This is a genomic window from Nocardiopsis sp. NPDC055551 (genome assembly GCF_053619415.1).
In genome coordinates, this window is record NZ_JBSHJJ010000005.1 from 344,572 (window position 1) to 370,884 (window position 26,313).

The 26,313-nt window shown below is 69.1% G+C and carries 27 protein-coding genes; 15 read left to right on the forward strand and 12 right to left on the reverse strand.

Features of this window, described 5'->3' with window-relative positions:
- Window positions 1-73: 73 nt before the first annotated feature.
- The 9 genes from atpE to ACWGSK_RS11970 all read left to right on the forward strand — a co-directional run bounded on the left by atpE (window position 74) and on the right by ACWGSK_RS11970 (window position 7,230).
- Window positions 74-301 (forward strand): ATP synthase F0 subunit C, encoded by a 228-nt coding sequence (gene atpE / locus ACWGSK_RS11930; protein ID WP_211714590.1) that lies wholly within the window; start codon window positions 74-76, stop codon window positions 299-301.
- A gap of 55 nt (window positions 302-356) precedes the next feature.
- Window positions 357-902 (forward strand): F0F1 ATP synthase subunit B, encoded by a 546-nt coding sequence (gene atpF / locus ACWGSK_RS11935; RefSeq protein WP_358512288.1) that lies wholly within the window; start codon window positions 357-359, stop codon window positions 900-902.
- The gene (locus ACWGSK_RS11940; protein WP_358512218.1) at window positions 902-1,723 is read left to right on the forward strand and encodes a F0F1 ATP synthase subunit delta; all 822 of its coding nucleotides are present in this window, start codon (window positions 902-904) and stop codon (window positions 1,721-1,723) included. The genes atpF and ACWGSK_RS11940 overlap by 1 nt, the downstream gene beginning before the upstream one ends.
- A 74-nt stretch (window positions 1,724-1,797) precedes the next feature.
- Window positions 1,798-3,438, forward strand: a complete 1,641-nt coding sequence (atpA, locus tag ACWGSK_RS11945) for a F0F1 ATP synthase subunit alpha (RefSeq protein ID WP_452455819.1) — start codon at window positions 1,798-1,800, stop codon at window positions 3,436-3,438.
- A 3-nt stretch (window positions 3,439-3,441) separates the two neighbouring features.
- Window positions 3,442-4,365, forward strand: coding sequence for a F0F1 ATP synthase subunit gamma (locus ACWGSK_RS11950; RefSeq protein ID WP_452455820.1), 924 nt, complete (start codon window positions 3,442-3,444; stop codon window positions 4,363-4,365).
- A 5-nt stretch (window positions 4,366-4,370) separates the two neighbouring features.
- Window positions 4,371-5,816 (forward strand): F0F1 ATP synthase subunit beta, encoded by a 1,446-nt coding sequence (atpD, locus tag ACWGSK_RS11955; protein ID WP_452455821.1) that lies wholly within the window; start codon window positions 4,371-4,373, stop codon window positions 5,814-5,816.
- 124 nt (window positions 5,817-5,940) lie between these two features.
- Window positions 5,941-6,330, forward strand: coding sequence for a F0F1 ATP synthase subunit epsilon (locus ACWGSK_RS11960; protein WP_358512208.1), 390 nt, complete (start codon window positions 5,941-5,943; stop codon window positions 6,328-6,330).
- 22 nt (window positions 6,331-6,352) lie between these two features.
- Window positions 6,353-6,865: a DUF2550 domain-containing protein gene (locus ACWGSK_RS11965; protein ID WP_358512206.1), complete on the forward strand. Its 513-nt coding sequence runs from the start codon at window positions 6,353-6,355 to the stop codon at window positions 6,863-6,865.
- 65 nt (window positions 6,866-6,930) lie between these two features.
- On the forward strand, window positions 6,931-7,230 hold the full coding sequence (locus ACWGSK_RS11970; RefSeq protein ID WP_358512204.1) for an MTH1187 family thiamine-binding protein: 300 nt from the start codon (window positions 6,931-6,933) through the stop codon (window positions 7,228-7,230).
- Here the strand turns inward: ACWGSK_RS11970 and ACWGSK_RS11975 are convergent.
- The 8 genes from ACWGSK_RS11975 to nucS all read right to left on the reverse strand — a co-directional run bounded on the left by ACWGSK_RS11975 (window position 7,227) and on the right by nucS (window position 15,078).
- On the reverse strand, window positions 7,227-7,823 hold the full coding sequence (locus ACWGSK_RS11975; RefSeq protein WP_358512201.1) for a cob(I)yrinic acid a,c-diamide adenosyltransferase: 597 nt from the start codon (window positions 7,821-7,823) through the stop codon (window positions 7,227-7,229). The genes ACWGSK_RS11970 and ACWGSK_RS11975 overlap by 4 nt on opposite strands.
- Window positions 7,824-8,135: 312 nt before the next feature.
- Window positions 8,136-9,650, reverse strand: coding sequence for a M20/M25/M40 family metallo-hydrolase (locus ACWGSK_RS11980; RefSeq protein ID WP_452455822.1), 1,515 nt, complete (start codon window positions 9,648-9,650; stop codon window positions 8,136-8,138).
- A 231-nt stretch (window positions 9,651-9,881) separates the two neighbouring features.
- Window positions 9,882-10,550, reverse strand: a complete 669-nt coding sequence (locus ACWGSK_RS11985) for a DUF1707 SHOCT-like domain-containing protein (protein ID WP_067604713.1) — start codon at window positions 10,548-10,550, stop codon at window positions 9,882-9,884.
- A 66-nt stretch (window positions 10,551-10,616) separates the two neighbouring features.
- Complete coding sequence (locus ACWGSK_RS11990; RefSeq protein WP_358512285.1) at window positions 10,617-11,255, reverse strand: response regulator transcription factor; 639 nt, start codon at window positions 11,253-11,255, stop codon at window positions 10,617-10,619.
- Window positions 11,256-11,282: 27 nt separating this feature from the next.
- Window positions 11,283-12,548 (reverse strand): sensor histidine kinase, encoded by a 1,266-nt coding sequence (locus ACWGSK_RS11995; RefSeq protein ID WP_358512283.1) that lies wholly within the window; start codon window positions 12,546-12,548, stop codon window positions 11,283-11,285.
- A gap of 5 nt (window positions 12,549-12,553) precedes the next feature.
- Window positions 12,554-13,420, reverse strand: a complete 867-nt coding sequence (locus ACWGSK_RS12000) for an ABC transporter permease (protein ID WP_358512193.1) — start codon at window positions 13,418-13,420, stop codon at window positions 12,554-12,556.
- Window positions 13,417-14,283 carry an ABC transporter ATP-binding protein gene (locus ACWGSK_RS12005; protein ID WP_358512190.1) on the reverse strand — a complete coding sequence of 289 codons (867 nt, stop codon included), beginning with the start codon at window positions 14,281-14,283 and terminating at the stop codon, window positions 13,417-13,419. The genes ACWGSK_RS12000 and ACWGSK_RS12005 overlap by 4 nt, the downstream gene beginning before the upstream one ends.
- Before the next feature lie 117 nt (window positions 14,284-14,400).
- Window positions 14,401-15,078 carry an endonuclease NucS gene (gene nucS, locus ACWGSK_RS12010; protein ID WP_358512187.1) on the reverse strand — a complete coding sequence of 226 codons (678 nt, stop codon included), beginning with the start codon at window positions 15,076-15,078 and terminating at the stop codon, window positions 14,401-14,403.
- Window positions 15,079-15,172: 94 nt separating this feature from the next.
- Here nucS and ACWGSK_RS12015 point away from each other — a divergent pair, with 94 nt between their 5' ends.
- The 4 genes from ACWGSK_RS12015 (at window position 15,173) to ACWGSK_RS12030 (ending at window position 18,825) form a co-directional block, all read left to right on the forward strand.
- Window positions 15,173-16,384, forward strand: a complete 1,212-nt coding sequence (locus ACWGSK_RS12015; RefSeq protein WP_358512184.1) for an MFS transporter — start codon at window positions 15,173-15,175, stop codon at window positions 16,382-16,384.
- Window positions 16,385-16,440: 56 nt separating this feature from the next.
- The gene (locus ACWGSK_RS12020; protein ID WP_358512182.1) at window positions 16,441-17,649 is read left to right on the forward strand and encodes a 3-hydroxyacyl-CoA dehydrogenase; all 1,209 of its coding nucleotides are present in this window, start codon (window positions 16,441-16,443) and stop codon (window positions 17,647-17,649) included.
- 94 nt (window positions 17,650-17,743) lie between these two features.
- Window positions 17,744-18,067 carry an ATP/GTP-binding protein gene (locus ACWGSK_RS12025; protein WP_358512179.1) on the forward strand — a complete coding sequence of 108 codons (324 nt, stop codon included), beginning with the start codon at window positions 17,744-17,746 and terminating at the stop codon, window positions 18,065-18,067.
- 26 nt (window positions 18,068-18,093) lie between these two features.
- The gene (locus ACWGSK_RS12030) at window positions 18,094-18,825 is read left to right on the forward strand and encodes an alpha/beta hydrolase (protein ID WP_358512176.1); all 732 of its coding nucleotides are present in this window, start codon (window positions 18,094-18,096) and stop codon (window positions 18,823-18,825) included.
- Window positions 18,826-18,919: 94 nt separating this feature from the next.
- Here ACWGSK_RS12030 and ACWGSK_RS12035 read toward each other — a convergent pair whose 3' ends face one another.
- Entirely contained in the window at window positions 18,920-20,206 is a 1,287-nt protein-coding gene (locus ACWGSK_RS12035; RefSeq protein WP_358512173.1) for a DivIVA domain-containing protein, read from the reverse strand.
- Between the two features lie 413 nt (window positions 20,207-20,619).
- Window positions 20,620-21,078, reverse strand: a complete 459-nt coding sequence (mce, locus tag ACWGSK_RS12040; RefSeq protein ID WP_358512170.1) for a methylmalonyl-CoA epimerase — start codon at window positions 21,076-21,078, stop codon at window positions 20,620-20,622.
- A gap of 85 nt (window positions 21,079-21,163) precedes the next feature.
- On the opposite strand from mce, the gene ACWGSK_RS12045 reads away from it, so the two are divergent.
- Both ACWGSK_RS12045 and meaB read left to right on the forward strand, forming a co-directional pair.
- Window positions 21,164-22,351 carry an acetyl-CoA C-acetyltransferase gene (locus ACWGSK_RS12045; protein ID WP_358512167.1) on the forward strand — a complete coding sequence of 396 codons (1,188 nt, stop codon included), beginning with the start codon at window positions 21,164-21,166 and terminating at the stop codon, window positions 22,349-22,351.
- A gap of 128 nt (window positions 22,352-22,479) precedes the next feature.
- Window positions 22,480-23,439 (forward strand): methylmalonyl Co-A mutase-associated GTPase MeaB, encoded by a 960-nt coding sequence (gene meaB / locus ACWGSK_RS12050; protein ID WP_358512164.1) that lies wholly within the window; start codon window positions 22,480-22,482, stop codon window positions 23,437-23,439.
- On the opposite strand, the gene ACWGSK_RS12055 is transcribed toward meaB, so the two are convergent.
- Both ACWGSK_RS12055 and ACWGSK_RS12060 read right to left on the reverse strand, forming a co-directional pair.
- Window positions 23,408-24,247, reverse strand: coding sequence for an alpha/beta fold hydrolase (locus ACWGSK_RS12055; RefSeq protein WP_358512161.1), 840 nt, complete (start codon window positions 24,245-24,247; stop codon window positions 23,408-23,410). The genes meaB and ACWGSK_RS12055 overlap by 32 nt on opposite strands.
- Window positions 24,248-24,484: 237 nt before the next feature.
- Window positions 24,485-26,155 (reverse strand): glycosyl hydrolase family 18 protein, encoded by a 1,671-nt coding sequence (locus tag ACWGSK_RS12060; protein ID WP_358512158.1) that lies wholly within the window; start codon window positions 26,153-26,155, stop codon window positions 24,485-24,487.
- Window positions 26,156-26,313: the final 158 nt, after the last annotated feature.

Sequence of the window (26,313 nt, forward strand, 5' to 3'; positions counted from 1 at the left end):
TTAAGACCCGTCCAAACCGGCGAACTGACCTATTGCGTACCGCAACGCCGGACGTCGAGTAAAGGGAAACACAATGGACATCGCTGCGATCACCGGCAACATCAACACCATCGGTTACGGCATCAGCGTCATCGGCGCCGGTATCGGTGTCGGTATCGTGTTCGGTCTCGGTATGCAGGCCATCGCCCGCCAGCCCGAGGCCCGCGGCCCGCTGCAGACCAACATCTACCTCGGCTTCGCGCTGGTCGAGGCCCTCGCCATCCTGGGCTTCGTTCTCGCCTTCGCCGCCCCCGGCGCCTAAGGCGTTTTGCCAACCGTTTTCTGATGGCAACTGACGCGAAGGAGGGCTGACCATGTTGGTGGAGTTGGCAGCCGAGTACAACATTCTGCGGATCGACTGGGTGAAGTTCACCTTCGGTGCGATCGCGCTCGCCGTGGTCTACTTCTTTGTGGCCCGCAAGGCGGTCCCCAAGGTGATGACGGTCCTCGACGAGCGTCACGACGCCATCGAGGGGGGCATCGAGCGGGCCAAGCGCGCCGAGGCCGAGGCCGAGGAGATCCGCCAGCAGTACCGCGAGAAGCTCGAAGAGTCGCACCGCGAGTACGCGCAGGAACTCGAGAAGGCCAAGGAGCAGCGCGCGGCGATCATCGCCGAGGCTCGCGAAGAGGCCCAGGTCGAGGCCCAGCGGATCATCGAGGCCGGCAAGGCCCAGATCGAAGCCGACCGGCAGCAGGCCATGGCCCAGCTCCGCGGTGAGATCGGTGCCCTGTCCACTGAGCTCGCGACCCGCATCGTCGGGGAGTCGCTCAGCGATGGCGCGGCGCAGACCCGCGTGGTGGACCGGTTCCTCGCGGACCTGGAGCAGCAGGACGAGAGCGCGAAGCAAGCCGGGGTGCGCTGATGCGTGGTATCAGCCGTAACTCCCTGGCTGAGGCGACCCGACGCCTGGACGAGAACGTCCTGGCGTCGGCGGACGCCGCCCAGCACGCGGTCTCCCTCGGTGGCGAGCTCTTCGAGGTCGTCGCCCTGCTCGGCAACGAGCACTCCCTGCGCCGCTGGCTCGCGGACCAGGCCAACCCGGTGGAGAAGAAGACCGGCCTGATCGGTCAGATCCTTGAGGGCAAGGTGTCGCCGTCCACGGTCATCGTGGTCAACGACGTCGTGTCCCAGCCGTGGGCCGGCCCCCGCGACATGGTGGACGCTCTGGAGCGCCTGGCGGTCTACGCGACCGTCGCCTCCGTGGAGGGCACCCGTCTGGACGAGCTTGAGGACGAGCTGTTCCGGTTCGAGCGGATCGTCGTCGCCGAGCCGGAGCTGCGTGCGGCCCTCACCCGTGAGGGCGTGGCCGCCTCGCACCTGCACACCCTGATCGAGAACCTGCTCTCGGGCAAGGTGAACTCCGCGACGCTGGCTCTGGTCGACGAAGCGGTCACCCGTCCTCGGGCACGTACCCTGGAACAGGCGCTCGACAACTTCGGGCAGCTGGTCGCCGAGCGCGCCCAGCGCTACATCGCGGTGGTGCGCAGCGCCGTCCCGCTGAGCGAGGCTCACCAGGACCGTCTCCGGACGCTTCTGCGGCGCAAGTACGGCCGTGAGATCCACCTGAACACCGAGGTCGCCCCCGAGATCGTGGGTGGACTTTCCATCCAGGTCGGCGACGAGGTCATCGACGGCACCATCGCCGGGCGCATCGCTGAGGTTCAGCGCCGTCTGGCCGGCTGACACACGCGAATATACGCAAGGCAAGCACGCACGGCGCCGGCCCGGCGCCATTTGAGAGCAAGGACAACGTAGAGATGGCGGAGCTGACGATCCGGCCGGATGAGATCCGGGACGCGCTACAGCGCTTCGTCCAGTCGTACGAGCCTGACACCACCCGCGCGGAAGAGGTCGGAACCGTCACCTACTCCGGTGACGGCATCGCCCGCGTCGGTGGCCTTCCCTCGGCGATGGCGAACGAGCTGCTGGAATTCGAGGACGGCACCCTGGGCATGGCCCAGAACCTTGAGATCGGTGAGATCGGTGTCGTCGTGCTGGGCGACTTCACCGGTATCGAAGAGGGGCAGAAGGTGCGTCGCACCGGCAAGCTCCTCTCGGTCCCGGTGGGTGACAACTTCCTCGGCCGCGTGGTGGACCCCCTGGGCGCCCCCATCGACGGCAAGGGCGAGATCGAGACGACCCAGACTCGCGAGCTTGAGCTTCAGGCCGCGACCGTGATGGAGCGCCAGCCGGTCGGCGAGCCGCTCCAGACCGGTATCAAGTCGATCGACACCATGACCCCGGTCGGCCGTGGCCAGCGCCAGCTGGTCATCGGTGACCGACAGACCGGTAAGACCGCGATCGGTATCGACGCGATCATCAACCAGAAGGCGAACTGGGAGACCGGCGACCCCTCGAAGCAGGTGCGCTGCATCTACGTCGCGGTCGGCCAGAAGGGCTCGACCATCGCCAGCGTGCGCGGCGCCCTCGAAGAGGCCGGCGCGATGGAGTACACCACCATCGTCGCCTCCCCGGCGTCCGACCCGGCCGGCTTCAAGTACCTCTCCCCGTACACCGGCTCGGCCCTGGGCCAGCACTGGATGTACGAGGGCAAGCACGTCCTCATCGTCTTCGACGACCTGACCAAGCAGGCCGAGGCCTACCGTGCGGTCTCCCTCCTGCTGCGCCGCCCGCCGGGCCGTGAGGCCTACCCGGGTGACGTCTTCTACCTCCACTCCCGGCTGCTGGAGCGCTGCGCGAAGCTCTCCGACGAGCTGGGCGCCGGTTCGATGACGGCCCTCCCGATCATCGAGACCAAGGCGGGCGACGTCTCGGCGTACATCCCCACCAACGTCATCTCGATCACCGACGGTCAGGTCTTCCTGAACTCGGACCTGTTCAACCAGGGCCAGCGTCCGGCGATCGACGTCGGTGTCTCCGTCTCCCGTGTCGGTGGCGCCGCGCAGACCAAGGCGACCAAGAAGGTCTCCGGTACCCTGCGTCTGAGCCTGGCCCAGTACCGCGAGCTGGAGGCGTTCTCCGCCTTCGGTTCGGACCTGGACGCCGTCTCCAAGCAGCAGCTGGAGCGTGGTGCCCGGATGATGGAGCTCCTCAAGCAGGGTCAGTACTCGCCCTTCTCCATGGAGAAGACGGTCGTCTCGATCTGGATGGGTAACACCGGCCTGATCGACGAGGTCCCGGTCGAGGACGTTCGCCGCTTCGAGGAGGACTTCCTGTCCTACCTGGACCGCGAGCACAAGGCCGTTCTCGACACCATCCGGGACACCGGCAAGTTCGAGGACGACAGCCAGAAGACCCTCCAGGCCGCCATCGAGAAGTTCAAGCAGGGCTTCCAGACCTCTGCGGGCGGCCTCCTGGGCACCGAGGCCGAGGCCGAGGCGCTCTCCGAGGAGAAGGTCGGCCAGGAGACCATCAAGGTCGCCAAGGGCGGGAAGTAACCCATGGGTGCACAGCTTCGCGTCTATCGCCGGAGGATCCGTGCGACGAAGGCGACGGCGAAGATCACCCGTGCGATGGAGCTGATCGCCGCCACGCGCATCACCAAGGCGCAGCGCGCGGCCGAGGCTGCAGGCCCCTACGCACGGGAGATCACGCGGGCGGTGTCCGCCCTCGCCAGCCGGGTGACCGATCACCCGCTGCTGACCGAGGCCGAGAACCCCACCCGTGCCGCCGTCCTGGTCATTACCAGCGACAAGGGTCTGGCCGGCGCCTTCTCGACCAACGTCATCAAGGAGGCCGAGTCCCTCACCCAGCTTCTTCGGGAGCAGGGCAAGGAGGTTCTCACCTACATGGTGGGTCGCAAGGGTGCGGCCTTCTACAAGTTCCGTGACCGTGAGGTCGAGCGGTCTTGGGAAGAAGGCATCACCGAGCGTCCGACCTACGCGCACGCCCAGGAGATCGGCTCCGCTCTCATGGAGAGGTTCTCCCTGGACACCGCAGAGGGGGGTGTCGACGAGATCCACGTGGTCTCCACGGAGTTCGTGTCGATGCTGACCCAGCGGGCCGGGGCGGTTCGCGCTCTTCCGCTGGAGGTGGAGGAGGTCGAGGCGGAGGAACTCGAGGAGAGCCACGGTGGCGAGGCGCTGCCGCTCTACGAGTTCGAGCCCTCGGCCGAGGAGGTCCTGGACCAGCTGCTGCCGCAGTACGTGGTCAACCGGATCTACGCTTCCCTCCTCGAGTCGGCCGCCTCCCAGCAGGCGTCCCGTCGCGCGGCCATGAAGGCCGCTACCGACAACGCGGAAGAACTCGTCAAGAACCTGACCAGCCTGGCCAACCAGGCCCGTCAGGCCGAGATCACCAATGAGATCAGTGAGATTGTCGGCGGTGCCGATGCACTCTCTGGGTCCAGCGCGGGAAGTGAGTAAGAGAAGTGTCAACGACAGTTGAAGAGACGACCGGCGCCGGCACCGCCACCGGTCGGATCGCCCGGGTCACCGGCCCGGTCGTCGACGTGGAGTTCCCCGTCGGCTCCCTGCCCGGCATCTATAACGCTCTGCACACCGATGTGAGCATCGGCGGCAAGGAGAAGGTCGTCACCCTGGAGGTCGCCCAGCACCTGGGTGACAACCTGGTGCGCGCCATCTCCCTCGCCCCGCAGGACGGCATGGTCCGTGGCGCCGAGGTCCGCGACACCGGCGCGCCCATCAGCGTGCCCGTCGGCGACATCGTCAAGGGCCACGTGTTCAACACCCTGGGCGAGTCCATGGACGTGCCCACGGCCGAGCTCGGCGTGACCGAGCGCTGGCCGATCCACCGCAAGGCCCCCTCCTTCGACCAGCTTGAGTCCAAGACCGAGATGATGGTCACGGGCATCAAGGTGATCGACCTCCTCACCCCGTACGTTCGCGGTGGGAAGATCGGCCTCTTCGGTGGCGCGGGTGTGGGCAAGACGGTGCTCATCCAGGAGATGATCACCCGTATCGCCCGTAACTTCGGTGGTGTGTCCGTGTTCGCCGGTGTCGGTGAGCGCACCCGTGAGGGTACGGACCTCTTCCTGGAGATGGACGAGATGGGCGTCCTCCCGGACACCGCGCTCGTCTTCGGCCAGATGGACGAGCCCCCGGGCACCCGTCTGCGCGTGGCGCTCTCGGCTCTGACGATGGCGGAGTACTTCCGTGACGTCCAGGGCCAGGACGTGCTGCTCTTCATCGACAACATCTTCCGTTTCACCCAGGCGGGTATGGAGGTCTCCACGCTGCTGGGCCGTATGCCCTCGGCCGTGGGTTACCAGCCCAACCTGGCGGACGAGATGGGTCAGCTCCAGGAGCGGATCACTTCGACGCGTGGTCACTCGATCACCTCGATGCAGGCGATCTACGTCCCCGCGGACGACTACACCGACCCGGCTCCGGCGACGACCTTCGCCCACCTGGACGCGACGACCGAGCTCTCCCGGCCGATCTCGCAGAAGGGCATCTACCCGGCGGTGGACCCGCTGGCCTCGTCCTCGCGCATCCTGGACCCGCAGTACGTGGGTCAGGAGCACTACGACGTCGCCCAGCGGGTCAAGGAGATCCTGCAGCGCAACAACGACCTGCAGGACCAGATCGCCATCCTCGGTATGGACGAGCTGTCCGAAGAGGACAAGATCATCGTCAACCGTGCTCGCCGCCTGGAGCGCTTCCTCTCCCAGAACATGTTCGTGGCGGAGAAGTTCACCGGTACCCCGGGCGTGTTCGTGCCCCTGGAGGAGACCATCGCCTCCTTCAAGGGTCTGTGCGACGGCGAGTACGACCACCTTCCCGAGCAGGCCTTCCTCGACGTCGGCAACATCGACATGGTCGTGGAGAAGGCCAAGAAGCTTCAGGAAGGCTAGGACTGCGCGTCAGTGCCCCCGGCCGTGAGCCCGGGGGCGACGGGCGGGGCCAGCCAGGCGGGGCCGAGTATCGATTCGTACTCGGCCCCGCCGAACCCACCCGCTAGCCGAGGAGTTTGTGACAGTGTCGAAGAAGCTTTTCGTCGAGATCGTCTCTCCCGACCGTGAGGTTTGGGCAGGCGAGGGCGACATGGTCATCGCGAAGACCGTCGAGGGCGAGATCGGCGTCATGCCCGGCCACGTGCCGGTGCTGTCGCTGCTCGCCCAGGACGCGGTCGTTCGCGTGCTGGGGGCCCGAGAGACCGGTGAGGTCAAGGCCGCCGCCCACGGCGGGTACGTCTCGGTGTCGGGTGAGGGTCGGGTCTCCATCCTCGCCGAGACCGCCGAGCTCGCCGAGGACATCGATGTGGACCGTGCGCGTCAGGCTCTGACGAGTGCGACCGAGGAGGGCGACAGTCTCGCCGCCGGGCGTGCCCGCAGCCGTCTGCGCGCCGCCGGCGAGGAAGTCGCCTAGCGAAGCGAAAGAGGCGTGACGAGTGGTGGAGCAGCTGCCGGGAACACCGTGGTCGGAGTCCCTGTGGTGGGTGCTCCTCATCCTCGTCGCCCTCATCGTGGTGGTGGTCCTCGCCGGTGCCCTGCGACGTTTCGTCCTGGTGCGCAGTGGGGGCGCCATCGAGTGTTATCTGCGCGTATGCGGGGGCAAGGGGCGCCGGGGCACCTGGCGTGTCGGTTTCGGCCGGTACGGCACCGGTGGCTTCGGCTGGTACCCCGTCCTCTCGCTCCGACCGCGGCCGACAGTTCGACTGTCGCGCCGCGGTCTCGTCGTTGTGGGGCGTCGTCCCCGGATGGCGGGGAACGAGGGTTCCGGCGCGGAACGGGTGGACGCCTCACTGCCGGCCGATGTGACGGTCCTGGAGATCGGCTGGATCGCCGCGGACGGCGCCGACCCGGAGAAGGCGGTCTACGAGGTGGCCATGGGGGAGCGTCAGCTCACCGGTTTCCTGTCGTGGATCGAGTCGATGCCCCCGGGGACCCACTGGGAGGCCTGAGCCTTCCGGCGATGTCCTGCCCCGCCTGGTTCACACCGGCGGGGCCTCTGTGTTTCCATGGCCGCATGAGTACCATCGTTGCTTTCTCGGTTTCCCCGCTCGGTACAGGTGAGTCCGTCGCGCCCGCGGTGGCGCGCGCGGTCAGGGTCGTACGCGAGAGCGGGCTGCCCAACGAGACCTCCGCGATGTTCACCACCGTCGAGGGTGAGTGGGACGAGGTCATGGACGTGGTCAAGCGCGCGGTGGCGGCCGCCGGTGAGGGCGCGTCCCGGGTGAGCGTGACGCTCAAGGTCGATGTCCGGGACGGCGTCACCGACGGCCTGCGCGGTAAGGTCGCCGCCGTCGAGCGCGAGTTGGAGCGCTAACGCTCCCCACCGGGCTTCCAGAGGACTTCGTCGCCCTCCTCGGCCACGTGGCGGCCGAGGATGAACAGCAGGTCCGAGAGTCGGTTGAGGTACTGGGCGGTGAGCGGGTTGACGCTGTCGCCGTGCTCCTCGATCGCGGCCCACACCGAACGTTCGGCCCGTCGCACCACGATGCGCGCGGTGTGCACCAATGCCACGGTGGGGGAGCCGCCGGGCAGGATGAAGCTGCGCAGTGTGGGCAGGTCCGCGTTGTAGGTGTCGCAGGCCTCCTCCAGGCGCTCCACGTACTCGGGGAGGACGCGCAGCGGCGGGTACTCGGGGTCGGCGACGATGGGCGTGGACAGGTCCGCGCCCAGGTCGAAGAGCTCGTTCTGCACCCGGACCAGTAGCGTCCGTACGTCTTCGGGCAGTTCGCCCATGGCCAACGCGACCCCGATGGCGGCGTTGGCCTCCTCGGCGTCGGCGTATCCGACGAGTCGGGTGTCGTTCTTGGAGGTCCTGCTCATGTCGCCGAGCGCCGTGCTTCCGGCGTCTCCGGTCCGGGTGTAGATCTTCGACAGTACGACCGGCTTGTCCGTGTCCCGTTTGGTCATGGGCCTCAGCCTAGGGGAGCGCCCGTCACCGGGACCTCGCCGGTCCCGTGAGCACGAAATCCTCACTGAGGATAACTGTTCGATATCGGGGGGTGATGATGGCGCGTTTCGCTGATACCTTGAGGAATCAGGGAGCTACGGACAGTAGTTTCCGGCGGTGTTCGCGCATGATGCCCCCGGACGGGACAGAGGGGGACCGTCCGGGCGGATGGCGCGGGGGGAGACACCGCTGAGGGCGGGTGGCGTGGAACCGGGGGGTTCACGCCACCCGCCCTTTCACCTGTCAGAGCCGGTCGGTGGAGCCGAACACCGCTAGCGCACCCAGGCGTCGCCCAGACGCGGCAGGTCCACCGGGGCCGGGGCGCTGAAGGGCAGCACACCGTTCACCGGCAGCGTGCTCTCGGCGAGGAACTCCACGCCGTGCGCGCCCGCGGCCGACAGTTCGGCCACCGAGTCCCAGTTGACGTTCTCCATCGTGTCGTCCGGCGTGTGGTAGTACGGGTCGAACATCTCGCCCTCGTCACCGCCGTACCACTCGACCTGCTCCTCGGTCTTGATGCCGTCGGCGCCGGAGAACAGACCACCGGAGGGGACCCCCGCCAGCATGAAGGCCGAGTAGTCGCTGCGCCCGCTCAGCACGCCGGGCTCGCTGACCTGGCCCTGGTCCTCGAAGTAGTCCTCGAAGACCTTGGCGATGGCACCGGAGCCGGCGGGGGCGCCACCGGACTCGGGCAGGTCCATGCGGCCGTCCAGGACGAACCGGCCGTAGTTGTGCGAGCCGATCATGTCGAAGTTCAGGTAGAGGGCGATGTCTTCGACCTCCTGCTCGGACAGGCCCGCCACGTACTCGTTGGAGCCGACCAGGCCGGACTCCTCGGTGCCCCAGAAGGCGAAACGGACCTTGTTGTTCGGGTCCTCCTTCTCGGCCAGGCGCAGGGCGGTCTCCAGGACGAAGGCGACGCCGCTGCCGTTGTCGTTGATGCCCGGGCCCTCTTCGACGCTGTCCAGGTGGCCGCCGACGACCACCACGTTGTCGTCCTTGCCGCCGGGGGTCTCGGCCAGGACGCTGTAGGAGCTCTCCTGGGTGACCTCCGAGTCCACGGTGACCTGGAGTTCCAGGTCCGAGGTGGCGAGCAGGTCCGCGCCGACCAGGCCGGAGACACCGATGGCCGGGATGCCGGAGGTCTCGCCGACGGTGCCGAGGAAGACCTCGTCCTCGTTGTTGACGACCACGGCGGCCGAGGCACCGGCGTCGGCGGAGTTCTGCACCTTGTCACCGAACGGGCATGTGCCGCGGAGGGTGATGGCGATCGCGCCCTCGGGGAAGTCGGCGAAGTCGTCGGGGGAGCAGCCGCTCTCCTCGCTGTCGGTGTTGACCGCGACGGCGGGGGCCGTCACGTCACCGGCGCTGGAGTAGCTCATGGTGACGTAGTCCTCGTCGAGCTCGTAGGCGCGCTCGTCCGGGGCGGTCCGGGCGAGCACCGCGGGGGTGTTCTCCCGCCAGGACTCGTAGTCGTACTCGTGGCGGTAGGGCTCGTATCCGGCGCGTTCGAGCTGGTCCTCGATGTACAGGGCCGCGACGTCGTAGCCGGGGGTGGCGCTGGCCCGGTTTCCGCCGTTGTACTCGGCGATGGTGTCGAGGTTGGTCAGGTGGGCCTGGATCGCCTCGGCGGTCACGGCCTCCGACAGGGGCAGCTCGTCGGCGTGGGCCGGGCCGCTCGCCAGGGTGCCCGCGGTGAGGCACAGGGCGGCCACACCCGCGGTGGTGGCTCTGCGCCGTCGGGCTGAGGGGGCCGCGGGCGGCTGCCCGGGATGGTTCGGACGCACGATGCTTCCTCCCGTATGCGGGGGTCCATCGAACCGTGGAATGGGGGATGGACTCGTGGGTGGGCGGGGTACCGCTGAAGCCTCGCACCGCCAGGGGGCGGCGGCAAGGGTGGGTGCGCCACATTGCCACAATCAGCCACAGACCTTACACACGGGTGGGCACTGTGGTTGGATGGACGGCCGAAATCGACCGGAATGTCTCGACCACGGGGGCGGGGTGCGGTCGGTCGGCTACCGCTCGTTCTCGTTCTGGTGCTTGCGCGCCCGGTACTCGACGCCCACGCCGCCCATCACCGCGATCCCGCGGATGTGCACGATCGGGGCGCCCGGGTCCACCACGCTGGGGGTGTTCCCCTCGATCCCGAAGCCGCCCATGATCGGCAGGCCGTGCACGCGCACCTGGACATCGTCGGGGACGATGATCCCGATACCGCCCATCGCCGTGCCGATCCAGATGGTCGTCTCGCGCTGGGTGAACCTGGCCTCGCGCAGGTCGAGTTCGATACCGCCCATCACCGCCACCGCGGTGAACGTGCCCGGCAGGACCCAGTTCCCGGAACGGTCGGCGCCGCCCATCAGTACCAGGGAGGTCCGGCTGCTGGGCGGCATGTCCACGATCCGGCCCGCGCCGTAGACGGGACGGGGTGAACGGAAGTCGGTGGGGGCCGGCATGGGCGCGGCGCCGGTGTCCGGCAGGTCTCGGGTGAGGGGGACGAGCTCGCCGAGGGTCTTGGCGCGATAGACCGCGTCCAGACGCTCCCCGTGCTCGTCGGGGTCCAGGCGGCCCTCGGCCAGGGCATCCCGGAGACGGTGTGCGACGGCGTCACGGTCGGCGTCCGACGCCCGCATCCGTGCGTTGTGGTCCTCGTGGGGGGTGAGTTCGCTCATCGTGTCCACCATAGTTCTATTGTTCCGAGGGTCCGCGGACGCGGCATCCGGGGAATCCCCTGAGAAGGCCCTGAGATCTCACTTGTCGGGGAGCAACCCGCGACGTAGCGCCTGGGAGACCGCCGCGGTCCGGTCGCCCACCCCCAGTTTCTCGTACGCGCGCATCAAGTGGGTTTTGACCGTGGTGGCGCTGATGCGCAGGGCCCGACCGATCGCCGCGTTGGTGTGCCCGTCCGCCGCCAGACGGAGCACCTCCACCTCGCGAGGCGACAGCGCCGCCGGTTTCTCCGGTTCGGGATCGCGCCGCACGCGGGAGAACAGTTTTCCGGCCAGACGCCCACTGAGCACCGTCTCGCCTCGGGCCGCCGAACGAACCGAGTCGGCCAACTCCGCGCGCGGGGTGTCCTTGAGCAGGTAGCCGGTGGCGCCGGCCTCCACCGCGCGCAGGATGTCGGTGTCGGTGTCATAGGTGGTGAGCACCAGCACGTGGACGGCGGGGTGGTCGGCGCGGATCCGTTCGGTGGCCTGCGCCCCGTCACCGCCGGGCATGCGCAGGTCCATCAGGACCACGTCGGGTTCCAGGGCGGCGGCCCGGACCACCGCCTCGGGGCCCGAACCGGCCTCGCCCACGATCTCCAGGTCGGGTTCGGCGCTGAGCATGCCGCGGATGCCCTCACGGACCACGGGATGGTCGTCCACCAGGAGGACGCGGATCATGGTGCGGCCTTCTCTCTGCGACACGGGTCACTCCTCCGCTTCGTCGCGGGGAATGGTGAGACGGACGGTGGTGCCCCGACCGGGCGCACTGTCCAGGTCCAGGATCCCGCCGACCGACCCGGCCCGGTGACGCATGTTCGCCAACCCGTTGCCGTCGCAGGGAAGGGAGACGTCGAAGCCGGCGCCGTCGTCGGCCACCGTCAAGGAGACACCGACGTCGGTGTAGGTGAGCGTGACCCGGGCGCTGTCGGCCTCGGCGTGCTTGCGGACGTTGGCCAGTGCCTCCTGGGCGGTGCGCAGCAGACACACCCGCAGGTCGTTGGAGAGCTCCTCGGGGGAGCCCATGACCGTCGCGGTCACCTCGATGCCCAGTTCGCGGCCGAGGCGTTCCCCGATCCGGGTGAGCGCTCCGTCCAGGTCGTCGCCCTCCACCGTGACCGACCGCCGGGCGGCGACCATCGCGCGTGCCTCGGCCAGGTTCTCGGCGGCGGTCTCGCGCATCAAGGCCAGGTGCCGGCGGGCGGTCGCGGGGTCGGTGTCCAGCTCCGACTCCACCGCCTGGGTGAGGGTGATGATGCTGGTGAACCCCTGGGCGAGGGTGTCGTGCAGCTCCCGGGCCAACCGTTCGCGTTCGGTCATCGCCCCCGCCTGCTCGGACAGCCGGGCGGCCTCCTCGCGGCTTTGGCTCAGCTGTTCGATGAGGATGAAACGCTCGGCGCTCTGGAAGATGATGCGTTCGATCCAGCCACTGAACCACAGGGCGTACCCCAGGATCGCCCCGTTGACCAGCAAGGTGATTCCGACGAACTCCCAGTCCTTGCGGCCCAGCAGCCCCTCCAACAGGGAGGGACACAGCAACAGCACCGCCAGGGTGGGCACGGCGTAGGCGCTGCCCACGGTCATGAACAACGCCGGGGCGATCGCGACCAGCGAGATCAACAGCGTGGGGTTGAGGATGACCGCGGGCAGGGCCGGAAGCAGGAACAGCAGCATCAGACCCAGGGACCGCCGGTTTCCGGGCAGGTCGCTGTCGACGCTGAGCACGGGGCGGGCGAACACGAAGTACACCACCGGGACCGTGGCCATCAGCGCCGCCGTCGCCCATCGCCACCGCTCCGGCCCGCTGATCAGCGCGAGCGCGACCATGGCGAGCATCGCGACGGTGAAGGTGAGATGCCACCAGCGACCCAGATCCCACGCGTGCCACTCGACCGAGGGGCGGGTCTTGCGGCGCCGGGAGCCGGACCCCGGGTCGGCGGTGCCCTCGGCCTCCTCCGCGCCCGGATCCGTCATCACGTTCACCCGTCCTTGCGCGTCTTCCAGCGAAACGTCGTCAGTGTCACGGCCAAGCCCACCACACACCAGATCCCCAGTGCCAGGGCGACCATGGGCAGGTCCCAGGCCCCCGAAGGTTCGAGCGCGGCCATGGCCTCGGGGAAGAACGCGGCGCGCATGCCCTGGGCCATCCACAGCAACGGGAAGAGGGACGCGAGGTTCAGCAGCCATTCCGGCAGGGCCATCACCGGCACGAAGATGCCCGAGACGAACTGCAGGATGAGGAAGGGGAAGGTCACCACGGCCGACGCCGCCTGCGGGGTGCGGGCCAGCGAGCTCACCGCCATACCGAGCAGCGAGCAGGCGATGGTGCCCAGGACGAACACCCACGCCATGATCGCCCACGCCTGCACGGTGGTGGGCAGTGTGGCGTCGAAGAACAGGCGGGCCACCCCCAGGAGAAGGACCACCTGTCCCAGGGCGAGGAACAGCACCAGGATGGTCTTGCCGACGAAGTAGGCGCTGGGCGGCATCGGGGTGCCGCGCAACCGCCGCAGCATGCCGTACTCCCGTTCGGTGGCGATCGAGACGCCCAGGGTCTGGAAGCTGACCGACATCAGGCCCATGGCGATGAGGCCGGGCAGGAAGTAGTCGACGGCGGGCATCCCCATGTCGAAGAACCCGCCCATGACGGTCGCGAACAGGGTGAGGATGACCGTGGGCAGGGCGAAGGTGAACAGGACCCCCTCCCACTCGCGGGAGAAGGTGCGGATCTCCACCCATCCCCGGGACAGACCCAGGCGCAGCGCGCCGGGCGGGCGTCCCCGGGAAGGTGGTGAGGGAAGGGCGGTCGCGGTCGTGGTGGTCGGATCGGTCGTCCGGGCGCTCATCCCGAGACCTCCTCTGTCACGTGGTCGTCCTTGATCATGCCGAGGTAGACCTCCTCCAGGGTGGGACGGCGCACGCTCAGTTCCGGGATCTCACCGACGAAACGGCCGGCCAGTCCCGCGACCACCCGGGTGGGCTCATCGGTGCGGACCTCCCGGCGTTCGCCCTCCTCACGCCAGTGCACGGTGGCCTGGCGAGAGGCCCGCCCGTCGAGGGCCGCGGGGGTGTCGATCGCCCGGACCCGGCCACGCGCCATCACGCACACCCGGTCGGCCAGTGCCTCGGCCTCCTCCAGGTAGTGGGTGGTGAGCACGATGGTGGTTCCGCCGGCGGCCAGGGCCCGGATCAGTCCCCAGAACTCCCGCCGGGCCCGGGGATCGAAGCCGGTGGTGGGTTCGTCCAGGAAGAGGAGTTCGGGGCGGCCGACGATGCCCAGGGCCACGTCCAGGCGGCGCAGTTGCCCACCGGACAGGGACTCGGCGAGTTCGCGGGACTTGTGGGCCAACCCCACCCGCTCGATCACCTCGTCGGGGTCGTCGGCCAGGGGGTAGTAGGCGGCGAAGTGCCGCACGACGTCGCGCACCGGCAGCTTCGGGACGAGGGTCTCCTTCTGCCAGACGACGCCGACCCGGGAGCGCCAGGCGCGCCCCGCCAGGCCGGGGTCCTCACCCAGTACCCGGACCTCCCCGCCGTCACGTCCGCGGAACCCCTCCAGGATCTCGACGGTGGTGGACTTGCCCGCGCCGTTGGGGCCCAGCAGCGCGAAGATCTCACCGCGCTCGATGTCCAGGTCGACGCCGGCGACGGCTTCGGTGTCGCCGTAACGCTTACGGAGGTCGGTGACCTCGATGACCGTATCGCTCATACACCGATCCTCCCGAGAGCCGGAAGGCGGTGGTATCCGCTACGAGGACGGGCCCGTGTCCTCCGATGGGAGGACACGGGCCCGGGGTCTGGAAAGTGCCCTCTCAGGGGCGGGGGATCAGAACAGGCGGAGGGTGTCGGGCTCGATGCCGCGGAGTTCGTCGTAGTCCAGAACCACGCACGAGATGCCGCGGTCCTCGGCCAGGACCTTGGCCTGGGGCTTGATCTCCTGGGCGGCGAACACACCGGTGACCGGGGCCAGGGACGGGTCGCGGTTGAGCAGCTCCAGGTAGCGGGTGAGCTGTTCGACGCCGTCGATGTCGCCGCGTCGTTTCAGTTCCACCGCCACGGTCTTGCTCTCCCCGTCGCGGCACAGGATGTCCACCGGACCGATCGCGGTGGGGTACTCGCGGCGGATGAGCGTGTAACCCTCGCCGAGCGTGGTGATGTGCTCGGCCAGCAGCTCCTGAAGGTGCGCTTCGACCCCGTCCTTTTGCAGGCCGGGATCCTTGCCGAGTTCGTGGGAGGAGTCGTGCATGATCTCCTCCATCGTCAGCACGAGCTTCTCCCCGGACTTGTCGTGCGTGACCGTCCACACGTCCGGGCCGTCCTCGACGGTCTCCTCCCGCAGTTTGCACGGCGGGTTCATCCAGTTCAGCGGCTTGAACGCCCGATCGTCGGCGTGGATGGACACGCTCCCGTCCGCCTTGATGAGGATCAGGCGGGGAGCCATGGGCAGGTGGGCGGTGAGCCGGCCGGCATAGTCGACGCTGCACCGCGCGATGACAAGACGCACGGGACGTCACGTTACCGCTTCCGGTGGGCCCTTGAGGACGGTTCGAGGCGTTCCGGGACGAGACCGAAGACCTCCTCACCCCTAGGCTGTCCGGATGCTCGTGCGCAATCGTTGGGTCGTCCTGTCCATCAGCATGGTCGCGCAGGTGGCGAGCGTCTCGGCGATCTTCGGGATCCCGGTGGTCCTACCGCGGCTGCGCGAGGACTTCGGGGTGAGTACCGCCCAGGCCGGTGTGCTGGCCGGACTGCCGTCCTTCGGGCTGCTGCTCACCCTGCTGGTCTGGGGCGTGGTCATCGACCGAGTGGGGGAGCGCGGCACCATGGCGCTCAGCCTGACCCTGACCGCGGGCACCCTCGGACTGTTGTGGATCGCGCCCGGTCTGTGGTCGGTGGCGGCGGTCTTCCTGCTCCTCGGCGCGGTAGGCGGTCCCGTCAACGCCGCCAGCGGCCGTCTGGTCCTCACCTGGTTCACCGCCGGGGAACGCGGACTGGCGATGGGCATCCGACAATCGGGGTTGCCCGTGGGGGTCGGGATATCCGCGCTGGTACTGCCCGGCGCCGCCGAGGCCTGGGGATTCGTGGGGGCCATGACCCTGCCGGCGTTGCTCGCCCTGGCGGCGGTCCCCCTGGTCCTGGCCATGCCCACGGAACCGCCCCGGACCGAACGATCGCGAAGCACACCGGAAGGCGAGCGGGAGGCCGCGGACGGACCGTCTCGTTCGCCCTACCGGAAGTGGACGATCTGGCGCGTGCACGGAGTGAGCATGCTCCTGGGCGTTCCCCAGGTCACGTTGATGACCTACGCCGTCCTCTACCTCGTGCAGGAACAAGGGTGGGGCGCGCCCGCCGCCGGAGTGGTGGTCGCCGCCGCGCAGGTGCCGGGCGCGGTCGGCCGTCTGGTCCTGGGCGCGGTCTCCGACCGCACCGGTGAACGCATGCGACCCGTCCGAGCCCTCGCCGCGTCCGGCGCCCTCGTCCTGCTCCTGCTCACGTTCCTGCCACCGGCCTGGTCGTGGAGCGCGGTGCCCTTGGTGCTGGTCTGCCTGGTCCTGACCATGTGGCACAACGGGCTGACCTTCACCTCCGTGGCGGAGATCGCCGGAACCGCGTGGGCCGGTCGGGCGCTCGCCGTGCAGAACTGGTTGCAGGCGATCAGCACCACGCTGACCCCACTGCTCATGGCGGTGGTCATCACGGTGGCCGGGCTGCCGTGGGTGTTCGCGGTGGGCGCGGTGTTCGCCGCGGCGGCGATCGCGGTCGTTCCGGCCGGTCGCCGATCGTCCCCCGGGCCGACTACCAACGAGTAGGACGGAAGGGGTACCGGTGCGCGGTCTCGTGGTTCGAGGCGTCTAAAGTGGGGCCCATGGTGCAGGAATTCAAGAAGGTCGGCGTCGTTGGACTGGGCACGATGGGTGCGGGCATCGCTGAGGTGTTCGCCCGTGCGGGCTTCAATGTCGTCGGGGTCGAGATCGACCAGGCCGCCCTCGACCGCGGCCGAGGTCACGTGGACAAGTCCCTCTCTCGCGCGGTCGAAAAGGGCAAACTCACCGAGGAGGAACGCTCCGAGATCGACGCGCGCTTCACGTTCAGCGCGTCCCGCGAGGACCTGGCCGACGTGGACTTCGTCGTCGAGGCCGTCCCCGAGCGCATGGACATCAAGCGCGACGTGTTCGGCGACCTCGACCGGATCTGCGCTCCCGGCACGATCCTGGCGACCAACACGTCCTCGTTGTCGGTCACCGAGATCGCCGCGCTGACCGACCGCCCCGAGAAGGTCGTCGGTCTGCACTTCTTCAACCCGGCCCCGGTCATGAAGCTGGCCGAGGTCATCACCACCGTCTCCACCGCCGACGAGACCGTCGACGTCGTCACCGAGGTCGCCAAGCGCGTCGGCAAGACCCCGATCACGGTCGGCGACCGCGGCGGTTTCGTGGCCAACGCCCTGCTGGTGCCCTACATCAACGACGGCATCCGCCTCTACGAGCGGCGGATCGCCACCCGTGAGGAGATCGACGAGTCCGTCAAGAAGGCCGCCGGCCTGCCGATGGGCCCGCTCACCCTCGCCGACCTGGTCGGCCTGGACGTGTGCCTGGCCGTCATGGACGTGCTGTGGGATGAGTTCCACGACCCGCGCTACTCCGCCTCCCCGCTGCTGCGCCGCATGGTCGCCGCCGGCCGCCTCGGCCGCAAGACCGGACAGGGCTTCTACAAGGGCAAGGACGACGCCCCCGAGCCGCAGCGCACCGGTCGTCTCGCCCAGATGGTCCGCGAGGAGGAGACCCTCGACATCGGCGAGATGCTTATCGCGGCGCAGATCGACGACGCCATGCGCATGATCGGCGACGGTTACGCCTCCGCCAAGGACGTCGACACCGCCCTGCGGTTCGGCTGCGGCTACCCGAAGGGTCCGACCGAACTCCTGGAGGACCGCGGCGCCGAGTCTGTCATCACCACCCTGGTGTCGATGGGCGAGTACAGCCTCACCACCATCGCGGTGCCCGCCCCGCTGCTCATGGATCGCCTGCCCGACGTGGAGGAGTCCGAGGGCCACGGCGGCTGCGCCTGCCACTGAGCGGTGTCCACTCAGCGCCTCCGCCTCACCTCGGCCGTCATCGCACCCCAGGGTGTGATGGCGGCCACTGTCGTCTCTCTTCTACCCTTGAACGGTGAGCCCGCGCCGAAACAGCCCCCGCCGTAAGTCCGGCCGCAAGTCGGCGGCCGGTCCCCCCGACGAGGACGCCCTCATGCTGCGTATCTCCGGGGGGCAACGCCGCGAGACCGGACCGGACGGTGAGTACGTCACCCGTCGCATACCCGGATCGGCCGCCACCAAGGTCTACCGTTGTCCCGGTTGCGCCCAGGAGATCCCCACCGGTATGCCGCACGTGGTCGCCTGGCGCCCCTACGGCGACGGCGGCGATCGGCGTCACTGGCACTCCTCCTGTTGGGAACGGCGCTCCCACCGCTCACCCAGGGCCCCCCGATACTGATTCCGGACCCCACCGAAGAAGGAGCCATGGAGATCCGAGCCACCACGGTGCTGCCCGCCGATCGGCGCCCCATCACCCTGCACACCGCCGACGGCCTCGAACTGGTCGGGGAACTGGCGATGCCCGAGGGTGGGAAGCCGGCCGCCACCATCGTGTGCCTGCACCCGCTGCCCACCGCCGAGGGCATGATGGACAGCCACGTGCTGCGCAAGGCGTCCTTCCGGCTGCCGGCGTTGGCCAACATCGCGGTCCTTCGGTTCAACACCCGGGGCACCACCTCCCGGCACGGCACCAGCCAGGGCGAGTTCGGCGAGGGAGAGACCGAGAAGCACGACGTGCTCGCCGCGATCGAGTTCACCGAGTTCGAGGAACTCCCCCGACCCTGGCTCCTGGGCTGGTCCTTCGGTACCGAACTCGCGCTCAAGTGGGGCTGCGACCCCCAGGTGAAGGGCGCCATCCTGCTGTCCCCACCCCTGCACCGGGCCGACGAGTCGGACATGGCGGTGTGGGCCGAGTCCGGTAAGCCGGTGGTGGCGCTGGTCCCCGAACACGACGACTACCTCAAGCCCGACGAGGCACGTGAACGCTTCGCCCCGCTAACCCGGGCGGAGATCATCGGGGTGGACGGAGCCAAGCACCTGTGGGTCGGTGAACCCTATGTGCGCCGAGTCCTCGACGAGATCGTCCAACGGGTCAACCCCGAGGCGTCTCCGCTGCCCACCGAGTGGGATGGCCCCTGGGAGAAGGACACCGTGTAGCCTCGCGCCTCCACACATGACGAAGGGCCCGGAACCCCCGCGGGGGACCCGGGCCCTTCACCGTGTCAGACGGTCACGGCCACGAAGGTCGTGACTACTCCTGCCACCAGTCCTCGTCGTCGGCGCCCTTACCGGAGTGAGCCGGCTGCTTGGCCTCCTCGGCCGGAGCCGCCGGAGCGGGCTCCTGCTGGATGGCCGCGGGCGCGGCGGCGGCCGGAGCGGCCGGCGCCGGAGCGGCGCCACCGCCACCGAGCAGCTGACGCAGCTGCTGCAGGTGCGACTGGATGCTGTCGCGCTGGCGGTTGAGCTCCTCGACCTCCTTCTTGGCGATGGCCATGATGCGGTTGGCCTCCGCCTTGGAGTCGGAGACCTGGTGCTCGGCCTTGGCCTTGGCGTCGGCGTCGATCTGGCCGGCGTTCTTCTTGGCGTTGCCGACCAGCGTCTTGGCGTGGTTCTCGGCCTCGCGGCGGGTGTGCTCGGCCTGCTGGCTGGCCTTGGTGGCGCGCTCCTCGGCGCTACGGGCGCGCTCCTCGGCCTCGCTGACCATCTGCTGGGTGGCGGCCTGGGCGGCGGCCAGACGCTCGGCGTCCTGACGCTCGGCCTCGGCACGACGGTCGGCCAGCTGCAGCTCGAACTGGTCCTCGGTCTCGGTACGGCGGGCCTCGGACTCGGCGTAGGCGCGCTCGGCGTTCTTGCGCAGCTCCTCGGCCTGGCTCTTGGCGGACTGGATCGTCTCGTCGCGCTCGCGCTTGGCCGCGGCGCGGGCCTGGGCGCACTCACGCTCGGTGGTGGTGCGCAGCTTGGCGATCTCGCCCTCGAAGGTGGCGCGCTTCTCGGCGATCTCGTGGTCGACGGCGGAGCGCTTCTTCTGGACCTCGCGCTCGGTGGTGGAGGCCAGCTCGTCGGCCTCACGGCGGGCCGTGGTGCTGATCTCCTCCGCCTCGGACTCGGCGGACTGGCGCTGTTCGTCGGCCTCGCGCTGGGCGAGCGTGCGGACCTCGGTGGCCTCGGACTCCGCGGCGGCGCGCATCTCCGCGGCCTCGATCTTGGCGGCCGAACGAATGTCGTTGGCGTCGATCTGGGCGCCCTGGACGAGCTCGTTGGCCTGTTCCTCGGCCAGACGGAGCAGCTCCTCGATGCGCGAGCCCAGACCGGAGTAGGTGGGACGCTCGCGCTCCTGGAGCTGGCGCTGCTTGGAGTTCAGCTCGGCCTTGTACTTCTCGGCCGCGCCGTTGGCCTCCTTGACCTCTTGGCGGAGCCCGTCGAGGTAGTCCTGCACCTGGTTGCGGTCAAAGCCACGCAACACCACGTCGAACTCGGGCGGAGCGTTGTCTTCGTCGAAGATGTTGTTGAGCTGGGTGTCGATGTTGTTTGACGACATGTGGCGGAATCCTGAACGGGTGCGAGACGGCTACTTGTACTTGCGTACTGCCGGGGACGGCAGGAGGGAACTGCGGTGCCCCCGGGACGGTGTGAGTCCGAGGTACGTGCGCCGAGGGTGTGGGCGGATGGGTGCGATGGTCGACTCCGCCCGGATACGAGGGCCGATCCGGTCGGTGTCGTTGGTGGTTATGGCCGCCCCGGTTCACGACCGGACTGCAAGACATGGACCAACGCCGGAAGAAAAGTACATCCGGCAGCTAGCCGACTTTATCAAGCGTGCAACACCGGGGAAGGGGGTTTGGTGTAACTTCCGGTGGGGTCCAAGGTCGGCCGCTCTCGCGGAAGTCAATACGTGATGCGTTCGGGACGTCACCGTGACTTCGTCGGCCCGGTCGATCATGGGGCGTTCCCTCAGTGCGAGCCTTGCACCAATTCGGTCAGAACGCCACCGCAGTCCTTCGGGTGAAGGAAAACGATCCGTGAACCGGCGGTGCCGGCGCGCGGTTCGGCGTCCAGGACCCGTACCCCGCGCTCACCGATCCCCGCCGCGCTCGCGGCCACGTCGGCGGTGCCGAACGCGAGGTGGTGCACGCCCTCGCCGTTGCGCTCCAGGAACTTGGCGACGGGGGAGTCGTCGCGGGTCGGCTCCAGCAGTTGGAGGTAGGTGGCGCCGCCGTCGTCGGTGCCGTTGACCCGCAGCATCGCCTCGCGTACACCCTGCTCCTCGTTCACCTCCTCGTGCTCGACCTCGAAGCCGTACGTGCGCCGGTAGAAATCAATGGAGGCGTCCAGGTCCTTGCAGGCGATACCCACGTGGTCCAGACGGGTCAGCCCGGAGAACGGGCCGGTGGGAACGGGTGCGTCGCTCACGGGTGAACCTCTCGAACGTCGATGTGATCCGTGTGGGTATCGTTGCAGACCAGGTGCGTCACCCATCACTTGGAGGCCAGTTAAGATGCCCGGTTCCGTCATCGTCGGTGGGGCACGGACCCCCACCGGCAGACTCCTCGGCTCCCTCGCCGGGTTCTCCGCCGCAGACCTGGGCGGCTTCGCGATCAAGGCCGCCCTGGAGCGCGCCGGCATCAGCGGTGAACAGGTCGGATACGTGGTCATGGGACAGGTGTTGCAGGCCGGCGCCGGCCAGATCCCGTCCCGTCAGGCCGCCGTCAAGGGCGGCATCCCCATGGACGTCCCCTCGGTGACCATCAACAAGGTCTGCCTGTCGGGTCTGGACGCGATCGCCCTCGCCGACCAGCTCATCGGCGCGGGCGAGTTCGACGTCGTGGTCGCCGGCGGCATGGAGTCCATGACCAACGCCCCGCACCTGCTGCCCAAGTCCCGTAAGGGCTACAAGTACGGCTCCATCGAGGTCCTGGACGCCACCGCGCACGACGGCCTCACCGACTCCTTCGAGGGCGACTCCATGGGCGCCTCCACCGAGCGCCACAACGGCAAGCTCGGCATCGAGCGCCCCGAGCAGGACGCCTTCGCCGCCCGCTCGCACCAACGCGCCGCCGCCGCGGCCGAGAAGGGCCTGTTCGACGAGGAGATCGTCCCCGTCGAGATCCCGCAGCGAAAGGGCGACCCGGTCGTCTTCTCGCATGACGAGGGCGTTCGCGCGGACACCACGGCCGAGAGCCTGGGCAGGTTGCGTCCGGCCTTCGACCGCGAGGGCACCATCACCGCCGGTTCCTCCTCGCAGATCTCCGACGGCGCCGCCGTGGTGGTCGTGATGAGCCGGGCCAAGGCCGAGGAGCTCGGCGCCCCGATCCTCGCCGAGATCGGTGCGCACGGAAACGTGGCCGGCCCCGACAACTCCCTGCACTCCCAGCCCTCCAACGCCATCAAGCACGCCCTGGGCAAGGCGGGCAAGAAGGTGGAGGACCTGGACCTCATCGAGATCAACGAGGCGTTCGCCGCGGTGGGCCTGAAGTCCACCGAGGACCTCGGCGTCTCCGAGGACATCGTCAACGTCAACGGCGGCGCCATCGCGATCGGTCACCCGATCGGCGCCTCCGGTGCCCGTATCGCCCTGCACCTGGTGCACGAGCTGCGCCGGCGCGGCGGTGGCCTGGGTGCCGCGGCCCTGTGCGGCGGCGGTGGCCAGGGCGACGCCCTGCTGTTCTCGGTGCCCGCCGAGTAACTCCCGAACGACGTCCGAACGAATCTGTGCGGCCAGGGCCACCCCCGAACGGTCGCACGGCGCACCTGTCCACCGCGGGGCGGAAGGCCATGAGCCTCCGCCCCGCGCGGTACTTCCCGAGGAGTCACATGAACGCCCCCCAGCTGGTCGAACGGGTCCGCGGTGGTGACCGCAGGGCCCTGGCCCGCGCGATCACCCTGGTGGAGAACGGCGCCGAGGGACTGCGTCCCATCATGGCGGGGTTGGCGCCCCACACCGGTCGGGCCCATGTGGTCGGCTTCACCGGGTCGCCGGGGGTGGGCAAGTCCACCACCACCAACGCCGTGGTGCGCGCCGCGAGGGCCCAGGGCAGGTCGGTCGCGGTCCTGGCGGTGGACCCCTCCTCGCCCTTCACCGGCGGAGCTCTGTTGGGTGACCGGGTGCGGATGCAGGAGCACTCCGCCGACCCCGAGGTGTACATCCGTTCCATGGCCAACCGGGGCCATCTGGGCGGGCTGTCGTGGGCGACGCCGCACGCGCTGCGGGTGCTGGACGCGGCCGGGTTCGACGTCATCCTCGTGGAGACCGTGGGAGTGGGCCAGTCGGAGGTCGACATCGCGAGCCAGGCGGACACCACCGTGGTGTTGAGCGCCCCAGGGATGGGCGACGCGGTCCAGGCCGCCAAGGCCGGGGTGCTAGAGGTCGGCGACGTGTTCGCGATCAACAAGGCCGACCGGGACGGCGCCAGGTCGACCCTGCGCGAACTGCGTCAGATGATCGCGATGAAGGACCGCACCGACCACGAGTGGAAGCCGCCGATCGTCATGACGGTGGCCTCCCAGGACGAGGGCGTGGGTGAGCTGTGGGAGCGCGTCGAACAGCACTTCGCCCACCTGGAGTCCTCCGGTGAGCTGGCCGAACGACGCCGTGCCCGCGCGCGGGGCGAGGTCGAGGCCATCGTGCTGGAGTTGCTGCGCGCACGCCTGGGCGGGGTGGGGGCCGACGGCGGCCTGGACACCCTGGCCCATGAGGTGGCCGTGGGAGATCGCGACCCCTACACCGCCGCCGACCTGCTGCTCAAGGAGTTGGGCGCCGACCCGCTTCCGTGACCGGGGCGAGGACCTCGCGCAGGACACCGGCGAACCCGTTCGGGTCCTCCACGAACCCCCCGTGGTCCCCTGGGAACACCACGGGGACGGTGCCGAGCAATTCCGCCAAGGCCCGGGTGGTCCGGTCGGTGATCAGACCACCCGAGGCCGCCCCCAACGCGGGGACCACCCGTGCGGACCCGGCGGTGATCCGCGCGGGGTCGACCCGGTGGTGGACGGTGCCCCGGAGTTCGTGGACGTAGAACCGGCGGTCGTTCGGATCGTCCTCTTCCCCGGCGGGGTTCGCGTCGGGCCCCGCCGCGTCCTCCTCGGACGTGGGGAAGCCCGCGTTGGCCATGAACCGGCGCCACGCCGCCCCCGCGCCGTCCCGATGGTAGGTCGCGATGATCTCCTCGGTGATCGCGAACTGTTCCTCCGCCTCCGGCAGCAGTCCGAGCAGCGGGGGCTCGTGTGCCACGATGACGCGGGCGCGGTCGGGGTGGCGCTCGGCCAGCGCCAGGGTGGTCACGGCGCCGCCGCTGGAACCGAGGAAGTCGGCCTCGGCGACACCCAGATGGTCCAAGAGCGCGACGAGGTCGTCCGCGCGCGCCTCGGGGGTGGAATCCTGGTCGGGGTCGTCGAGCACGCTACGACCGATGCCCCTCGGATCGTGGGTGAGCACGGTGTGGGTGGTGGCGAGCGCCTCCGCCAACGGCCCGAACATGTCGGCCCCCATGGGCGCCCCGGTCAGGACCAAGAGGGGCCCCTCGCCTTGGACCTCGTGGTAGAGGACTCCGTCCGGGGTCTTCAGTGTGTGCGTGCCGGTCATCTCCGGGTCCCTTCGGTCAGGGTCGTCGCCGCGGACGACCTCACCCGTATGGACCGTTGTTCCCCGCCGAACTCATCGCCCACCCGGCGAGTTTTCCGTCCGGAGAGGTTCCCGTGAAGGGGCCGGGGCGGACCGTCGCACGTCGGTCCACCCCGGCCGGGCGGCGGTGCTCCCCGGATCAGAGCACCGACGCCGTCACGACCCGTTCGGCTCCCGGCCGAACGGGAGTCTTCTCGCCTATCCGCCCAACGCCGCGTCGATCGCGGTGATGAGGCTTCCGTCGGCGTCGTCGCCGTCGATGGACCAGATCATGACGCCGCCCAGGTCGTTGTCCAGGGCCCAGTCGGTCTTCTGCGTCATGGCGACCTCGTCGTCGTAGGTCCAGAAGGTCTCGCCGTCGTAGAGCCACGCGGTACCGAGATCGTCGTCGCGGTGTACCTCGAAGCCGCTCAGATCCTTGAGGGCCTTCCAGTCCTCGGTGCCGTCCGCGTAGGTGCCGGGGGCGGGCCCTTCAGCGGACTGGAACAGCCCGTCGTCGTTCGGCCCGGGCTCCACGCCCGTCCACCCCTGGCCGTAGAACGGCACGCCCAGAACGATCTTGGCGGGGTCGACCCCGCGCTCCAGGTACGCCTGGAGGTTGGTCTCGGCGGAGATCACGTCACCGGGGTCGTTCGGGTCGGGCGCCAGGTTGGACTGGTGATTGGTGACCGTCTCCCAGGTGCCGTGGTAGTCGTAGCCCTGCACGGTGACGAAGTCGAAGTCGGTCATGACCTCGTCCAGCTCGTAGCCGGTGTCCAGTCGCCAGGCGCCCGCGGGCATGAACGAACTCAGTTCGAAGTGCCGGCCGGTCTCCTCGCCCAACTCGTCGAGCTGTTCGCGGAACTCGCGGACCAGGGCGGTGAAGTTCTCCCGGTCCTCGGGTCGCACCACGTTGTCGGGGTGGCCGTCGGATCCGGGCCACTCCCAGTCCAGGTCGATGCCGTCGAAGATCCCGTAGGCGACGCCCTCGCCACCGGTGCCGTCGATCTCGGGGAGGTTCCCGCGCAGGTACAGGTCCACGCAGGAGCTCACCAGACGCTCACGGGACTCGGGGGTCGACACCGCGTCGGAGAAGTTCTTGGACCAGTTCCAGCCGCCCAGGGAGATGTCGACGGCCAGCTCCGGATACAGCTCCTTGAGCTTGCGCAGCTGGTTGAAGTTGCCGCGCAGGGGCTGGCCGGGACCGTCCGCGGCACCGTCGACGCTCTCCGAGGCGGGGACCACCCGGCCGTAGTCGGCGAGGGCGTCGCCCTCCTCGGGCTCGTCGGTCATGAAGCACTCGCCGTCGGTGCTCACGTTGCCGAACGCGTAGTTGATGTGGGTCAGCTTGTCGGCGCTGCCCGATTCCACCAGGTCACGGACGTGGTAGTCGCGTTCCCGCGGGCCCCACTGGGTGAAGTAGGCGACGTTCATCGCGTCGTGCCCGGGGCCGGGGGAGGGGGTGCCCGCGCAGTTCGCGCCGTTGATCGTGCAGTCCGACAGGTGGGTGGCGCCATCGGAGTGGACGCCGTTGAACGCGAAGCCGTAGGTGCCGCCGGCGGGGACGACCGCGCCCCAGTGCGGGGGAGTGACGGTGTAGCCCTCCCCCGAGGAACCCGTGAGGGAGGCGTTCCACAGTTCGTGGACCGCGCTGCCCTCGGGGAGGTCGAATTCGAGGGTCCAGTCGACGAGGTCGGTGTCGGAGGCGTTGTGGACGGTGATCTCGCCGGTGTAGCCGGTGTTCCAGCGGGCCGACTCCACGTAGGTCACGGTGAGGTCGGAGGCGTCGGCCTCCTGCGCGGCCGCGGGGGACGAGGCCAGTGCGAGCGGTACCGCGAGAACCGCCGCGGCGGGAACCGCGAGTGTGTTCCTGAGTCGTCGTGCGCTCACGTCGGGGTCTCCTGGGGGGCTTGTCAGCGGCCGAGTGTGGGGGCGGGGCCGTACTGACGTGGGGGGATTAATTTTTAGGAAACTTAACTAATAATTCCGGGCGGCGTCAACGCCCGCGCGACGGGTTTCTTGGGACGATCCGCGAAGTCGCAGGTCGC

What these genes read in the sequence shown, in the direction of transcription:
- ACWGSK_RS12020 (WP_358512182.1), top strand. Translation starts at nt 16,441, where the DNA reads ATGGTGCAGGAATTCAAGAAGGTCGGCGTCGTTGGACTGGGCACGATG.
- ACWGSK_RS12035 (WP_358512173.1), bottom strand. Translation starts at nt 20,206, where the DNA reads ATGTCGTCAAACAACATCGACACCCAGCTCAACAACATCTTCGACGAA.
- ACWGSK_RS11990 (WP_358512285.1), bottom strand. Translation starts at nt 11,255, where the DNA reads ATGATCCGCGTCCTCCTGGTGGACGACCATCCCGTGGTCCGTGAGGGC.
- ACWGSK_RS12055 (WP_358512161.1), bottom strand. Translation starts at nt 24,247, where the DNA reads ATGACCGGCACGCACACACTGAAGACCCCGGACGGAGTCCTCTACCAC.
- ACWGSK_RS12005 (WP_358512190.1), bottom strand. Translation starts at nt 14,283, where the DNA reads ATGAGCGATACGGTCATCGAGGTCACCGACCTCCGTAAGCGTTACGGC.
- ACWGSK_RS11985 (WP_067604713.1), bottom strand. Translation starts at nt 10,550, where the DNA reads ATGGTGGACACGATGAGCGAACTCACCCCCCACGAGGACCACAACGCA.
- atpE (WP_211714590.1), top strand. Translation starts at nt 74, where the DNA reads ATGGACATCGCTGCGATCACCGGCAACATCAACACCATCGGTTACGGC.
- ACWGSK_RS11970 (WP_358512204.1), top strand. Translation starts at nt 6,931, where the DNA reads ATGAGTACCATCGTTGCTTTCTCGGTTTCCCCGCTCGGTACAGGTGAG.
- ACWGSK_RS12015 (WP_358512184.1), top strand. Translation starts at nt 15,173, where the DNA reads ATGCTCGTGCGCAATCGTTGGGTCGTCCTGTCCATCAGCATGGTCGCG.
- ACWGSK_RS12045 (WP_358512167.1), top strand. Translation starts at nt 21,164, where the DNA reads ATGCCCGGTTCCGTCATCGTCGGTGGGGCACGGACCCCCACCGGCAGA.
- ACWGSK_RS11950 (WP_452455820.1), top strand. Translation starts at nt 3,442, where the DNA reads ATGGGTGCACAGCTTCGCGTCTATCGCCGGAGGATCCGTGCGACGAAG.
- ACWGSK_RS12000 (WP_358512193.1), bottom strand. Translation starts at nt 13,420, where the DNA reads ATGAGCGCCCGGACGACCGATCCGACCACCACGACCGCGACCGCCCTT.
- meaB (WP_358512164.1), top strand. Translation starts at nt 22,480, where the DNA reads ATGAACGCCCCCCAGCTGGTCGAACGGGTCCGCGGTGGTGACCGCAGG.
- ACWGSK_RS11995 (WP_358512283.1), bottom strand. Translation starts at nt 12,548, where the DNA reads ATGACGGATCCGGGCGCGGAGGAGGCCGAGGGCACCGCCGACCCGGGG.
- atpA (WP_452455819.1), top strand. Translation starts at nt 1,798, where the DNA reads ATGGCGGAGCTGACGATCCGGCCGGATGAGATCCGGGACGCGCTACAG.
- ACWGSK_RS11975 (WP_358512201.1), bottom strand. Translation starts at nt 7,823, where the DNA reads ATGACCAAACGGGACACGGACAAGCCGGTCGTACTGTCGAAGATCTAC.
- ACWGSK_RS12030 (WP_358512176.1), top strand. Translation starts at nt 18,094, where the DNA reads ATGGAGATCCGAGCCACCACGGTGCTGCCCGCCGATCGGCGCCCCATC.
- ACWGSK_RS11940 (WP_358512218.1), top strand. Translation starts at nt 902, where the DNA reads ATGCGTGGTATCAGCCGTAACTCCCTGGCTGAGGCGACCCGACGCCTG.